This window comes from Campylobacter hyointestinalis subsp. lawsonii, from assembly GCF_013372165.1.
Lineage (GTDB): Bacteria > Campylobacterota > Campylobacteria > Campylobacterales > Campylobacteraceae > Campylobacter > Campylobacter lawsonii.
The window spans coordinates 1,028,664-1,042,739 of the sequence record NZ_CP053828.1; the positions used below are offsets into that span (position 1 = coordinate 1,028,664).

The window sequence follows — 14,076 nt, forward strand, 5'->3', positions numbered from 1 at the left end:
TATGAAATGAAAAAAATTTTATTTTTATTTTTTCTTTTATTTTCTCTATCTAATAGTGAAGTCGTAACTCACACTAGCACGAAAACAGCACAAGGAAAAGGCACAGGCACAACATACGAAGAAGCTGTAAATAAAGCATTGATTGAAGCTATTTCAAAAATGAATGGTGCCAAAATGAACTCAAACATTTTTATGGGAACAAACTCAGTTCAACATAATAAAGATAGAGATTTCACAAAAGTTTATAGCGACCAAATTAGCAAACAAACTGGCGGAAAATTTGACACTTACGATGTCATTAGCGAAAGCCAAAGCGGCGGCAGTTATGTCGTAGTAGTTGAGATAAAAAACTCAAAAACTACCAAAAGCTACAAAGCCCCAGGTCTTGATAATAAACAAAGACGCAGTTTAGCGGTATTTAATGCTAGCTACGGAGAGACTAGAGGTCTTGGTGAAGGCTTAAAAAGTCATATAATCTCAAATTTAACTAAATCAAGAAAATTTAATATCCTTGATAGAGATAATGGCGGATATTATGAGATGGAAAAAGCTCTAATTAGTAGCGGTAATGCCGGTGGTGATGAGATCTATAAGCTTAAAAATGTGCTTGGTAGTGATTATCTTATGATTTTTAATATAAAAGCGGCACAAGCTAGAACAAAACAGAGTAATCTAACTGGCAAAAATATAACAAAAGCAGAAGTTGCGGTGGATTATCAAGTGATTTTATTTGCCACTAGAGAGGTTAAATATAGCAATACCTTAGCTATGAGTGTAAGCGTGAAAGATGATCTAAAATCAAATGAAGAAGCCTATAAAAAAATCGCTGATAAAATCACAAGCGATATACTAAACGCTATTTATCCATTAAAAATCGCCAACATAAATGGGCAAGAAGTGGTATTTACACAAAATTTAAGCGTAGGTGAGCGATTTGAGTGCTTTTCTCAAGGCAAAGCACTAAAAGACAGCTACACAAAGCAAAGCACAGGTGATATGAGAGTAGAAACTAGGGCTGGGCAAGTAGAAATTACTAGAGCTGATCCAAAACTAAGCTATGCTAAAATCATAGAAGGTCAAATGAAAGAAGGCTATATTTGCCGCCCACTAGGTGGTGATTCAGGATATAGCGAAGGTCGTGATGCTAATTATCAAGTCAATGATGGTGGTGGCGTCAAACTTGGCTTTTAGTTAAATTTAAATTCTAGAATTTTTTATTTTAGAAAAAATTCTAGAATTCCTAGCTGTTTTTTAGCGATTTTTAAATAAATTTTGCTAAAAAAATAGCTTTTTAAATGATTTTATAGCATCAAAAAGTATGCAATCCTAAATAAATACATAGCAATTAAGACAAAACACCATTTATACTTTATGCTAACATATGCTAAAAATAGGTAGTTATTTTATATTTAAATTTATAAAGTATATATAAAAAATATATTTTATAAATGGCGTATTTTAACTATATATAGCAATAAATTTATAAAAATATATAAATCATATAAAAATACTTGATTTTTATCTATCTTTTTTGTATAATACCGAAATTTTTAAAACAAATCAAATTAAAAAAGGAGATTAAAATGAAAAAAACAGTTGCTATGGCGCTACTTGCGACCAGCTTCATTAGTGCGGCATTTGCCGAAGTTATAAAAGTAGGAGCTACGCCGATCCCTCACGCAGAGATCTTGGAATTTATAAAGCCTGAGTTAAAAAAAGAGGGATACGAGCTTGAGATAAAAGTATTTAATGACTACGTAGTGCCAAATTTAGCCGTAGAAGACGGTGATTTAGATGCAAACTATTTTCAACATATACCATACTTAAATGAGTTTAATGCAAACAAAGGCACACATCTTGTAAAAACAGCTGGGGTGCATCTTGAGCCTATGGGAATTTATAGCAAAAAGATCAAATCGCTAAAAGATCTAAAAGACGGAGCTACCGTAAGCATTCCAAATGACCCTACAAACGAGAGTCGCGCACTTGATGTTTTGGTAAATGCAAAACTTATAGAAGTAGATAATAGTGTAAAACTTAGAACCCCACTTGATATCACAAAAAACTCAAAAAATCTTAAATTTAAAGAGTTAGAAGCAGCAACTCTTCCTAGGACTTTAGATGACGTAGATATCGCCGTGATAAATACAAATTTTGCTATGAATGCAAATTTAAATCCTACAAAAGACGCTCTTGCTTTAGAGAGTAAAGATAGTCCATACGTAAATATAGTAGTCGTAAAAGAAGGAAATCAAAATAGCAAAAAGATCAAAGCACTTGATGCTACATTAAATACTAAGGCAGTGAAAGATTTCATAGCAGATAAATACAAAGGTGCCATAATTCCAGCGTTTTAATCATAAATTTGGGTGCAAATTCACCCAAATCTACACATAAATTTAAGATATTTAAGCTAGATTTACAATTTTTTAAGATATAATCAGCCCAAATTTTTGTTTATAAGGAAAAAAATATGTCAAAAAGATGTGCGATAACAGGAAAAGGCCCGATGATTGGAAACAATGTGAGCCACGCAAATAATAGAACAAAAAGAAGATTTATGCCAAACCTTCGTACTGTTCGCGTTATGTTAGAAGACGGCACAACTAAAAAAATCAGAGTTGCAGCATCTACACTTAGAACAATGAAAAAACAAAGTGCCAACTAGAATATTATGCTAAGAAGAGGAATTTATGTCTTTGCTTCAAAAGATTAAGAAATTCCTCAACTGGAGTGAAACTCCAAAACCACAATACAGCCTAGATGATGAACTTTATCAACAACTAAAATACTTCAGACTTCCACTTATTTTTGTAGTTTCTATGATGCTTTTTGGGGCATTAGGCTATGTTTTTACAACTAATTTTTCACTGATAGATGCAATCTATCAAGCCGGTATGACATTTACAACCGTAGGATTTACCGAAGTCGGACATATAAATACCGCCGGAAGATTATTTACTATAACTTTTATTCTTATGGGATTTGGTCTTTTTACATTTTCTATGGGTCTTGTTATAGAAGTACTAAAAAAAGGTACTTTAATAAAAATTTTAAAGGAAAGAAATATGCTCTACAAAATAGCTAGGCTTAAAAACCACTTTGTAATCTGTTATCACAATAACTATACTATAGAATTAGCTAGACAATTCAGAGAAAATCACATACCATTTGTAGTAGTAGATAACAGAGAAAATTTAGAAGAGTTTGCCGAAACATATAAATATCCATATTATATAGTAGATGAGCCACACACGCAAAATGCACTGCTAAAAACTCATCTCTCAAGTGCTAAGGGACTCATAACCCTAAGTCCAAATATAGCTGATAACATAGCCATGATAGCCACAGTTAGATTGTATGAAAAAGAGCTTGGCAGAGTAAAGCCATATTTTATCATGACAAACTCAGACAATGAAGACGATACCGAAAAACTACAAAAGCTCGGTGCAAACTCAGTAGTAAGCCCGGCAAAACTTGTCGCTCAAAGGCTCTCAGCAGTAAGCGTTCGCCCTGATATGGAAAATATGTTAGATCAATTTTTATATAAAAAAGACTCACCTATAGATATAGAAGAGATAAAAGTTCCAGAACTATCTTGGCTTAGATTTAAACGCCTTAAAGAAACTCACCTTAGAGACATCACAAACGCAGATGTCGTAGGCATCAGAGATCAAAATAATAAATTTACGCCTATGCCAAAAGGCGACACGCTCATAGGAACAGGCTCAAAACTCCTAGTCATAGGAACAGCAGAAAGCATAAGAGCTACTAAAAAACTTATTTTTAGCAAACACAAACCAGAGGAATTTAAATATGTTTAATAATATCCATTTTTATCATTTTTAGTTTTAAAACTTAATATTTAAGCTATATTTCGATTTGACAATAAGGCAGAAGCAACTATTTTTGACACTATACTATCTTTAAATATAATGTTTTTCTAAATTAAATTTAAATGATACATATAAAACAGAACTAAGCACATTTAAAATAGGCATAACACTTTCAAATATCTGTGGTTTTGATATATTAAGTGATCTAAAATCCTTGTATGTATCACTTAGTGGGCAAAAACAAATCCATCTTAAAAAATATCCTTAAAACAATGCTATGTATCATAAAAACAAATACAATACTATAAAGTTATGCTTAATAAACACAGACTAATAAATACTTAATTAAGTTCCAAAATGATACAATAATCGCATTATTTTTTATACTTTCTAAAGGATTAAGTGCGATATGTTTAACCTAATCAGTCTCAAAAATGGGCTTGAAAATGTGAGTGGATTTTATTTTGGCGGCTTAAATGCTGGATTTAAAACAAACGGAGATAATGATCTAGGCTTCATAAGAAGCGATGAGCCGGTGCAAGTTTGTGCTATTTTTACTAGCAATAAATTTAAAGCTGCACCGATAAGACATTTTTTAAGATACGGAAATGATTTTAAAACAAATTTCATACTTTTAAACTCAAAAAACGCAAATGCGATGACAGGAAAAGAAGGGATAGACGATATAGACGATATATTTAAAGAACTTAGCAAAAAACTAAATTTAATAAATCCCATAATGAGCTCAACTGGAGTCATAGGATATCGCCTTAAAAAAGATAAAATAATAGAAGCAGCAAATAAATTTGACTTTAACTCACGTAACTCAGACGCAACCGCTAGAGCGATAATGACAACTGATAGCTTTAAAAAAGAGATGGCTTTTAGGGTAGAACTTGAAGATGGCAAAAGCTTTAATATAGCTTGCATCTGCAAAGGTGCTGGTATGATAAACCCAGCATTTGCGACAATGCTATGCTTTATCTTGACAGATGCAGATATACCAAAATCAGATATGGACGAGCTTCTTAAAGCTAGCGTAGAAGAAAGCTTTAATGCCATAAGCGTAGATGGAGATACTAGCACAAACGATACATTGATGCTTTTAAGCTCACAAAAAAGCGGAGTCTATGACAAAACTGCTTTTAAATTTGCACTTGAAACTATCACAAAAACTATGGCTCTAAATTTAGTAAAAGACGGCGAAGGAAGTACGAAAGTAGTGGCATTTGAAGTAAATGGGGCATTAAATAATGAACAAGCTATGAAAGCAGCCAAAGCTCTTTCAAATTCTCTCTTAGTCAAAACAGCGATTTTTGGCGAAGATCCAAACTGGGGCAGGATCGCATCTACTATAGGAGCTAGCGGAATAGAGTGTGATGATGAAAAGCTATCGATATATTATGATGATGTTTTGGTATTTGACAAAGATCATCCCGAGCTTGATGAAATCTCTGAAGAAAAAGCACATAAAGTTATGACGAAAGATAGCTACAAGATCCGCTGTGAGATTGGACTTGGGAATGGTAAATTTACCGCTTATGGATGTGATCTGGGTCACACATACGTCAAAATCAACGCTGATTACCGATCATAAATGAGTTTTAAGTAACAAATTGGTAAAATAATAAACCACTTATATCAAGGAGAAAATATGTTACACGAATACAGGGATCTTATCACGGAATTAAAAGGTAAAAATGCTAGATTTGATAGTATTTTTGAAAAACACAACGAACTAGATCAAAGAATCAAAGATATAGAAGAAGGCAGAGAACGCGCTGACTCTTTCGAGCTTGAAACTCTTAAAAAAGAGAAATTAAGACTAAAAGACGAAGCATACGCCATACTTATGAAATATAAAAACTCAAAAGCGAATTAATTCTATGGGTTTAAGCCTCTGCTTAAACTCTCGCACTTTTAAATTTAAATATTTTTATATTATTTAGCAATTTTACAGCCCACAAAGTAAGCACTGTCCCTACGACAATAGATACTTTTATATCTTCTGATAAAAATATAAAACTAAGCAAAATAGCACAAAATGGGACTAAAAATACAAATGAGCTAACTTCTGCGGCTCCTAATTTTTCTACGCCTAAAAAATAAATAGCGTTTGCAAAAACAGTCGCTCCAAATGATATTAATATCATATTTATCCAAAATATTTTATCGAACGAACCAATCTCATCAAATTTAACAAATAACGCGGCATCTATAGAAGATGACATTACATAAAGATAAAAAGTAAAAACTATAGGGGATATTTTGGATTTTGCGCTTATAATAGTGAGAATAGCCCAAAGAAATGCAGCTGATATATAGTATAAATTTTGCACGGCTAGTATGCTTTGCATATCAAATTTCCATACATTTAGCATAGTGCCAACTCCCAAAGCTCCTAAAAATAGAGCAAATATATCTTTAGCACCAGCTTTTCTTTTTCTTAAAAATATCAAAATAACAAACGTGATGATCGGTATCATAGTAGTAACCATAGCACCACCTAGCGAAGCCGTACCATATTTCTCACCATAATAAAAGCAAAACATAAAAAAAATCAAGCAAATTCCTGCCAAAATCGATACGACCAAACTTTTAAAATCTATCTTAAACGAATGTCCTAACAAATAAATGATCGGTATCATAGCTATAGCAGAGATTGCAAACCTTATAAAAATCAGATTAAAAGGATCACCGTAATCCACTAAAATTTTCATATTTACCCAAGAGCCACCCCATGCAACCATAGATAAAAAAAGCAAGAAATAAAAGAGATTTTTATTAGCAGTCATATTTTGTCCTTTGTACTATTTAAGATCTAAATTTAAAAAAATCAAGTATAGTCTTTTGTAGCTAAAACTATACTTTAAGATCTAAATTTATCTATATAAATATAGCATTTGTCACTAAATTTATATGTAGATGGTTGTAAATTTAGCAGATCAAACTCACAAATTCAAGCAGATATATTTTTGCTCCGTGTATTCGTCCATACCATATCTGCTTCCCTCGCGTCCAAGACCACTAAACTTTACGCCACCAAAAGGGGCTACTTCGTTGCTGATGAGTCCGGTATTTATACCGACCATTCCATACTCTAGACTTTCAGACACTTTCCATTGTCTTTTAGGATCATTCGTAAAGATATAACTAGCAAGCCCAAAGTCAGTATCGTTTGCCGCTTCTATCACCTCATCATCACTCTTAAATTTAAAAACCGGACAAAGTGGCCCAAACGTCTCTTCACGCGCTACTAACATATCTTTAGTCGCACCGCTTAGCAAAGTCGGTTCAAAAAAGGTTCCTCCAAGAGAGCTTCTCTTACCGCCACTTAAGCACTTAGCTCCTTTTTTTAAAGCGTCATTTATATGCTCTTCTACTTTTTTAAGAGCATTTTCATCGATAAGTGGGCCTTGATTTACCCCATTTTCTAAGCCGTTTCCTAATTTTAAACCTTTTATAGCGATATTTAGTTTAGCACAAAACTCATCGTAAATACCGCTTTGAGCATATATTCTATTTGCACAAACGCAAGTCTGACCGCTATTTCTAAATTTACTAGCTATTACTCCATCTACTGCTCTGTCTAAGTCTGCATCGTCAAATACTATAAATGGAGCATTTCCACCTAGCTCAAGACTAAGTTTTTTGATAGTTTTCGCGCTTTTTTCATAAATTTTTATACCAACTTCAGTTGAGCCGGTGAAACTTATCTTTCTTATGATTTTTGAGTCTGCAAACGCCGTACTTATCATACTAGCGTCCCCGCTAACGATAACAAATAGATCTTTTGGTATGCCTGCAGCGTAAGCCAAACTTGCCAAAGCGTAAGCACTAAGTGGAGTTTGACTAGCTGGTTTTACTATCATAGCGCACCCTACCCCAAGTGCTGGCGCTGCTTTTCTAGTTATCATAGCAGCAGGAAAATTCCAAGGAGTTATCGCAGCACAAACGCCTATGGGCTGTTTTACAACAAGAAGTTTTTCATCTTTTTTAACACTTGTTAAAATATCGCCGTCATTTCTTAAAGTCTGCGCGGCAAACCATTTTATAAAACTAGCCGCGTATGCTATCTCGCCACTAGCTTCATTAAGACTTTTTCCTTGTTCTAAAGTCATAAGCCTAGCTAAATTTGCCCTATTTTGCATGATTAGTTCATACCATTTCATCAGTATATCGCTGCGAAAACTAGCTAAAGCAGAAGACCAGCTTTTAAAAGCTAAATTTGCATTTTTGATGATATCTGCTAGACTTGTTTCATCACTCTTTTTGACATAAGCTAGGATTTCTTTAGTAGCTGGATTTGTAACTTTTATACTATCGTTGATGGCTGTAAAACTAATGTTTTCGTGATTTAAAAGATACTTGACTTGTTCCATTTTATCTCCTTAAATTTAAAAAGATTTTAACAAAACAAGTCTGATACACGCATAAATTTAAAAATCAATTTTTTAAATTTAATTTTTAAATTTCCATATTAAATTTAACTATTTAAACCATTGATAATAATATATTATATAAATATATTTATTTAAATAATACATACAATATATGATTTATAATGCGATAATTAAGGCTTTTATATATAAAATATACTAATTATACAGATATACTTGACATTTATTTATTTTTTTGATAGTATTTCAAAACAAATAAATTTATAAAAAGGAGAAAACGATGCAAAAAGAAAGTATCGCAACACATTTTGGCTACAACACTAAAGACGCTTTTGGGTCTATGGCTGTTCCTATCTACCAAACCACTGCTTATGATTTTGGTAGTGGTGAAACTGCTGCAAATAGATTTGCTTTAAAAGAGTTAGGGCAAATTTACTCTCGCCTTACAAACCCTACTCTAGATGTTTTTGAAGCTAGGATAGCTGCACTTGAAAATGGTAAAGCTGGCATAAGTACTTCAAGCGGACAAGCGGCTATATTTTTTGCTATAGCAAATTTAGCAGGCGCTGGAGACAATATAATAGTTGGTCAAAAGATATATGGCGGTACTGTTACGCTCCTTACTCATACCTTAAAAAGATTTGGCATAGAAGCTAGAATTTTTGACGCAGATACTGCTGATGATCTAGAAAGCTTGATAGATGAAAATACTAAAGCGGTGTATTTTGAAACATTATCAAACCCGCAAATAGCAGTAGCAAACGTAGAAAAGATCGTAAATATAGCAAACAAATACGGCATTGTGACCGTAGCAGATAACACTGTTGCTACTCCTGCACTATTTAACCCTATCACAAAAGGTGTTGATGTAGTTATCCATAGCGCTAGTAAATATATAAGCGGACAAGGTTTGAGCATAGGTGGAGCAATTGTGAGTAGCTTTGGACTAAACGCCAAACTAGCAAAAAATCCTAGATATAGTCATTTTAACACTCCAGATGAGAGCTACCACGGGCTTGTTTATGCTGATCTCATCGATAATTTTGATATATTTACTCTAAGGATCAGACTAAGTTTATTAAGAGATATAGGTGCTACTCTATCGCCTTTTAATGCTTGGCAGCTAATCGCAGGGCTTGAAACACTAAGCTTAAGGGTAAAAGAATGCTCTAAAACAGCACTAAAAGTAGCTAAATTTTTAGAATCTCATCCAAAAGTGAAAAGTGTAAATTATCCAGGTCTTGAAAGCTCACCACTAAATAAATATATCAAAGAAAACTTTACAGACGGTCTTGCTAGTGGATTACTTAGCTTTGATGTCGGAGATAGAGACACTGCAGTAAAGATATTAAATAAAGTAAAATTATTTAGCATAGTAGTAAATATCGGCGATAGTAAATCAATAATAACTCATCCAGCAAGCACTACTCACCAACAACTAAGCGATAAAGAGTTAGAAGATGCCGGTGTAAAAAGCGGACTTATAAGACTTAGTATCGGTTTAGAAAACGCCAAAGACTTAATAGATGACTTGCAAGAGGCAATGCAATGAGCCTACTAAGCACAAAAGGTGTTTATGGGTTGATGTCGATTTATGAGATATCAAAAGGCGATAGACAAAATCCTGTTTCTTTAAAAGACATATCTACAAATATAGAGGTTTCAAAAAACTATCTAGAGCAAGTCTTAAACGCACTAAGAAACAGCGGTTTCGTAGGTAGTATCAAAGGGCTTAAAGGCGGATACTTCCTACTCAAAACGCTAGACGAGATAACGTTTTATGATGTTTTTAAATGTATCGAAAACGATTTTTGCTTGACGCCTGAGTATTCAAAACATGCGACTTATGATCTGCTATTTAGAGAATACGACGACAAGCTTACAGAATTATTTAAAGAGCCACTAAGTAGTTTTAAAAAGTACCAAGCAGAAGCTAAAAAATACTTAAACTATGTAATATAAGGAAAAATTATGAAAATAGCAAACAACGTAAAAGAGTTGATCGGAAATACACCTCTTGTAAAAATAAATAAATTTGGAAACAATGCAACAATACTTGCAAAATGCGAATTTTTAAATCCTAGCCATTCGGTTAAAGATAGAGTAGCTTTTAATATGATAAAGCGTGCTATGGAAGATGGAAAAATAGATAAAAACAGCGTCATCATAGAGCCTACTAGCGGAAATACCGGAGTTGGATTAGCTATGGTTTGCGCAGAGCTCGGTCTTAATATGATACTTACTATGCCAAGCTCAATGAGTGTAGAACGACAAAAACTACTAAAAGCATTTGGAGCTAAGCTAGTTTTAACAGAACCAAAATACGGTATGCAAGGTGCAGTAGATAAAGCATTAGAGCTTGCAAAAGAAAACCCAAATAGTTTTATACCAAGTCAATTTGACAATCCTGCAAACCCTGAAATGCATAAAATAACAACCGCAGTTGAAATTTTAAACGATACTGATGGCAAAGTAGATATTTTCGTAGCTGGTTTTGGAACAGGAGGAACAGTTAGTGGTGTAGGAGAAGTACTAAAAAAGAGAAATCCAAATATAAAGATCATAGCAGTAGAGCCTGAAAAATCGCCTCTTATAACAAAAGGTGAAGCAGGACCTCACGCCATACAAGGCATAGGAGCTAACTTTATACCTAAAAATCTAAACCAAAGTATCATAGACGAGTTTATCACAGTATCAAATGAAGACGCTATGAATACGACAAAAGCACTAGCAAGAACCGAAGGTCTTTTAGTAGGAATTTCAAGCGGTGCAAATGTTTATGCAGCTAAAACTATAGCAGAGAGAAAAGAAAATCAAGGCAAGACTATAGTAACAGTTCTTTGCGATACTGGAGAGAGATATCTTTCTACAACCGTATTTGATGATTAATTTTCTATAATCACAGCAGCGATGGCAAATCCGCCATCGTGCGTGATGCTAAGACTGCTATTTTTTATCCCAAATTTATGTATTACATTAGGCTCAAATTTAAGCTTTGGAGCACCTTTATTATCTTTATAAATTTCCACATCTAAAAAGCCAAACTCAGCACATATACCACAACCAAGAGCTTTTGAGACCGCCTCTTTTGCAGCCCAAAATCCAGCTAAACTAGCATCGTTTTTAGCTATTTGTATCTCGTTTGAAGATAAAAATTTAGATAAAAATTTATCTTCAAATTTACTTTTAGCTTTAGTTATCCTATCGATTTTTATTATATCTATACCGATCATTGAACTATAAAATCGGTGAAATAAACATTTTTGATATAACCATCTCTTAAGGTCTCATTTATCTTTGTTACAAGCTCATCTTTAAGTCGCTCTTTACCTTTTGCTGTGCTTACATCTTCGTAAGTTTTTGATGATAAAGTTCTTATGATAATATCTCTTATGAGAGGTTTTTTCTTGTCTATCTCTGGAGAAAGAGTCTCTTCGCTAAGTTCTAAATTTAAAGCCGTTTTTAGAAATCTAGAACCACTTTCGCTAAGTAAATTTACTAAAAACTGATCCATAGGATACATAGGACCTATGTTAAAAAAGTCATTTGATCTCTGTTTTGGACTTTGAGCAGGACCTTGAGTAGTAGTAGTAGCTTGATGTTGCATTGCAGCTGTATTTTCATCGCTTGATCCAAGCATTAAAAAAACAACTAAAAAACCTATGATTAGTAAAAACACAAGCACACCTATAACTGCTATAAGTAGTACGTTTCCGCCCTTTTTCTTTACTTCTTCTTTTGCTTCTTCTGCCATAAAATTTCCTTGATTTTTTATATATTTTATCCAAATTTAGCTGAATTTAGATTTTATAATCTATAAAATAATGTTTTTTAGCTCACCTATGCCCTCTATAAAGCAGACTACTTCATCACCGCTATTTAAAAACTTCGGTGGCGTAAATCCCATACCAACTCCACTTGGCGTACCCATAGATATGATAGTTCCCGCTTTTAACGTCATACCTTTGCTAAGATCACTTATAACATAAGCCGCATCAAAAATAAGCTTTGAGGTATTTGAGTTTTGTCTTAGCTCACCATTGACAAATGATTTGATATCCAAACTAGAAACGTCCAGCTCATCGCTAGTAACTATCCAAGGACCAAATGGCAAAGATCTATCTAAACTTTTGCCATAATACCACTGCTTATGCTTGTTTTGTATATCTCTAGAGCTTATATCATTTATGATAGACCAGCCAAATACATACTCAAGCGCTTTGTCTTTAGAAACATTCTTAGCATCTTTTGATATGATAAGAGCTAGTTCTGCTTCATAATCCAAAGATTTCGTGATATCGCTATGAGATAAAATAGTATCGCCATCAGCGACTGCTTCATTTACACGTTTTGAAAAATATACCGGATACTCTCTTTTGCCATCAAATTTAATCTTTTTAAAATTATATGACTCAACAGCATGTTCCATAAAATTTATACCTAAACATATCACATCTTGTAAAGGATAAGGTATAACTGCTCTTTTTGTGATATTTTTTAGGTTCAGGCCTCCACTTTTTTGGCTTAACTCTCTTAGCTTGTTTAGCTCATCTTTAGTGCTAGTTACTATAAGATCGTTCATATCTTTTTTATAAATTCCAGCTAAAGAAATATCTAATACGCTACCATCAAAGCCGATCACTCCAACCTTATCAACACCATTTATACTATATGTCAAAAGCTTCATTATAGATCCGAAATAGCCATTTTTAAGCGTTTAAAACCTTGCTTGATCTCTTTTTTGTTGATATTTAAAGGCGGTAAAAATCTCACTGTATTTTTTCCTGATTTGAGAATCAAAACTCTATGTTCTAAAGCTTTGTTAAAGATCTTGTTTAAATTTTGCGGATCTTTTAAAACAAGACCTTGCATAAGCCCAAGCCCTACTCTTTTTTCAAAAATATCTGGAAAAAGATCAACCATATCATCAAGTTTTTTTGTAAATTTGGCGATAGTGATATCTAATTTTCCTGTTTTTTTCATCTTTTCTAGCTCATTTAAGACAGATATTCCAGCACTACTCGCCAAAAAATTTCCACCAAAAGTACTTCCGTGATCACCTGGCTTAAAGATATCTTGCTTGCTTGCACACGCTCCTATGGCTACGCCACCACCAAGACCTTTTGCAAAGGTTATGATATCTGGCTCAACATCATAAAGCTTACTAGTCACAAACTCTCCCGTTCTATAAATTCCGCATTGAACTTCATCGGTGATAAATAAAAGATTTTTTTCTTTTAAAACTTTGGCTAGCTTTTGAATTTCTTCCTTTTTTAAAGGATTTATTCCACCTTCACCTTGTACTAGTTCTACCATAACTGCTATAGTATTTTCACCTATATTTTCGATAATCTCATCTATAGAGTTAAAAAATTTAAAAGCATCTGGATATGGCGCAAAATCATTTGGATGAAATTTTTCTTGTCCTGTAAGCTTTAAAGTCGCAATCGTCCTACCATGAAATGAATTTCCTAACGTGATAATCTCGTATTTTTTGTTTTCAAAACTATTACCATATTTTCTAGCAAGTTTTATAGCGCACTCATTTGCTTCAGCCCCTGAATTTGCAAAAAATAGATAATACGGACTGCCTAACAGTCTTGAGATTTTATCTGCTAACTCTTCTTGAGGTTTTATTTTATATATATTTGAAGTATGTAAAAGAGTATGAGCTTGTTTTGAGATGGTCTTTGCTAATTTTTTATGCGCGTGCCCTAAAGAACAAACTCCTATACCACTTGCAAAATCTATATAATCTTCTCCATTAAAATCCCATAATACAGAGCCTTTACCGCATTTAAAGCCCAAATCTACTCTAGCATAATTTTGCATTAACATAA

Annotated in this window: 15 protein-coding genes; 9 read left to right on the forward strand and 6 right to left on the reverse strand. The window is 33.4% G+C overall.

Annotated features, from left to right (window positions below; translation table 11 throughout):
- Positions 1-6: 6 nt before the first annotated feature.
- The 6 genes from CHLWT_RS05230 to CHLWT_RS05255 all read left to right on the forward strand — a co-directional run bounded on the left by CHLWT_RS05230 (position 7) and on the right by CHLWT_RS05255 (position 5,718).
- The gene (locus CHLWT_RS05230; RefSeq protein WP_112000026.1) at positions 7-1,191 is read left to right on the forward strand and encodes a CsgG/HfaB family protein; all 1,185 of its coding nucleotides are present in this window, start codon (positions 7-9) and stop codon (positions 1,189-1,191) included.
- Positions 1,192-1,583: 392 nt separating this feature from the next.
- Positions 1,584-2,357, forward strand: a complete 774-nt coding sequence (locus CHLWT_RS05235) for a MetQ/NlpA family ABC transporter substrate-binding protein (RefSeq protein WP_112000027.1) — start codon at positions 1,584-1,586, stop codon at positions 2,355-2,357.
- A 116-nt stretch (positions 2,358-2,473) separates the two neighbouring features.
- Complete coding sequence (gene rpmB, locus CHLWT_RS05240; RefSeq protein WP_063998089.1) at positions 2,474-2,668, forward strand: 50S ribosomal protein L28; 195 nt, start codon at positions 2,474-2,476, stop codon at positions 2,666-2,668.
- A gap of 25 nt (positions 2,669-2,693) precedes the next feature.
- On the forward strand, positions 2,694-3,824 hold the full coding sequence (locus CHLWT_RS05245) for a potassium channel family protein (RefSeq protein ID WP_111948212.1): 1,131 nt from the start codon (positions 2,694-2,696) through the stop codon (positions 3,822-3,824).
- 421 nt (positions 3,825-4,245) lie between these two features.
- Positions 4,246-5,433: a bifunctional glutamate N-acetyltransferase/amino-acid acetyltransferase ArgJ gene (gene argJ / locus CHLWT_RS05250; RefSeq protein ID WP_112000028.1), complete on the forward strand. Its 1,188-nt coding sequence runs from the start codon at positions 4,246-4,248 to the stop codon at positions 5,431-5,433.
- A gap of 57 nt (positions 5,434-5,490) precedes the next feature.
- Entirely contained in the window at positions 5,491-5,718 is a 228-nt protein-coding gene (locus CHLWT_RS05255) for an HP1242/YdcH family protein (protein ID WP_034963791.1), read from the forward strand.
- Positions 5,719-5,740: 22 nt separating this feature from the next.
- Here CHLWT_RS05255 and CHLWT_RS05260 read toward each other — a convergent pair whose 3' ends face one another.
- Both CHLWT_RS05260 and CHLWT_RS05265 read right to left on the reverse strand, forming a co-directional pair.
- Positions 5,741-6,631 carry a DMT family transporter gene (locus tag CHLWT_RS05260; protein ID WP_112000029.1) on the reverse strand — a complete coding sequence of 297 codons (891 nt, stop codon included), beginning with the start codon at positions 6,629-6,631 and terminating at the stop codon, positions 5,741-5,743.
- Between the two features lie 156 nt (positions 6,632-6,787).
- Positions 6,788-8,218 carry an NAD-dependent succinate-semialdehyde dehydrogenase gene (locus tag CHLWT_RS05265; RefSeq protein ID WP_112000030.1) on the reverse strand — a complete coding sequence of 477 codons (1,431 nt, stop codon included), beginning with the start codon at positions 8,216-8,218 and terminating at the stop codon, positions 6,788-6,790.
- Between the two features lie 298 nt (positions 8,219-8,516).
- On the opposite strand from CHLWT_RS05265, the gene CHLWT_RS05270 reads away from it, so the two are divergent.
- The 3 genes from CHLWT_RS05270 to cysK are packed head-to-tail and all read left to right on the forward strand — an operon-like array spanning position 8,517 to position 11,125.
- On the forward strand, positions 8,517-9,788 hold the full coding sequence (locus CHLWT_RS05270) for an O-acetylhomoserine aminocarboxypropyltransferase/cysteine synthase family protein (protein ID WP_111995454.1): 1,272 nt from the start codon (positions 8,517-8,519) through the stop codon (positions 9,786-9,788).
- Positions 9,785-10,198 (forward strand): RrF2 family transcriptional regulator, encoded by a 414-nt coding sequence (locus CHLWT_RS05275; protein ID WP_082858055.1) that lies wholly within the window; start codon positions 9,785-9,787, stop codon positions 10,196-10,198. Before CHLWT_RS05270 ends, CHLWT_RS05275 begins: the two co-directional genes overlap by 4 nt.
- A gap of 9 nt (positions 10,199-10,207) precedes the next feature.
- Positions 10,208-11,125, forward strand: coding sequence for a cysteine synthase A (cysK, locus tag CHLWT_RS05280; RefSeq protein ID WP_111948217.1), 918 nt, complete (start codon positions 10,208-10,210; stop codon positions 11,123-11,125).
- Here cysK and acpS read toward each other — a convergent pair.
- The 4 genes from acpS to CHLWT_RS05300 are packed head-to-tail and all read right to left on the reverse strand — an operon-like array spanning position 11,122 to position 14,074.
- Complete coding sequence (gene acpS, locus CHLWT_RS05285) at positions 11,122-11,469, reverse strand: holo-ACP synthase (RefSeq protein WP_063998082.1); 348 nt, start codon at positions 11,467-11,469, stop codon at positions 11,122-11,124. The genes cysK and acpS overlap by 4 nt on opposite strands.
- The gene (fliL, locus tag CHLWT_RS05290; protein WP_112000031.1) at positions 11,466-11,990 is read right to left on the reverse strand and encodes a flagellar basal body-associated protein FliL; all 525 of its coding nucleotides are present in this window, start codon (positions 11,988-11,990) and stop codon (positions 11,466-11,468) included. The genes acpS and fliL overlap by 4 nt, the downstream gene beginning before the upstream one ends.
- Positions 11,991-12,050: 60 nt before the next feature.
- The gene (locus tag CHLWT_RS05295) at positions 12,051-12,923 is read right to left on the reverse strand and encodes a fumarylacetoacetate hydrolase family protein (RefSeq protein ID WP_112000032.1); all 873 of its coding nucleotides are present in this window, start codon (positions 12,921-12,923) and stop codon (positions 12,051-12,053) included.
- The gene (locus tag CHLWT_RS05300) at positions 12,923-14,074 is read right to left on the reverse strand and encodes an aspartate aminotransferase family protein (protein WP_112000033.1); all 1,152 of its coding nucleotides are present in this window, start codon (positions 14,072-14,074) and stop codon (positions 12,923-12,925) included. Before CHLWT_RS05300 ends, CHLWT_RS05295 begins: the two co-directional genes overlap by 1 nt.
- Positions 14,075-14,076: the final 2 nt, after the last annotated feature.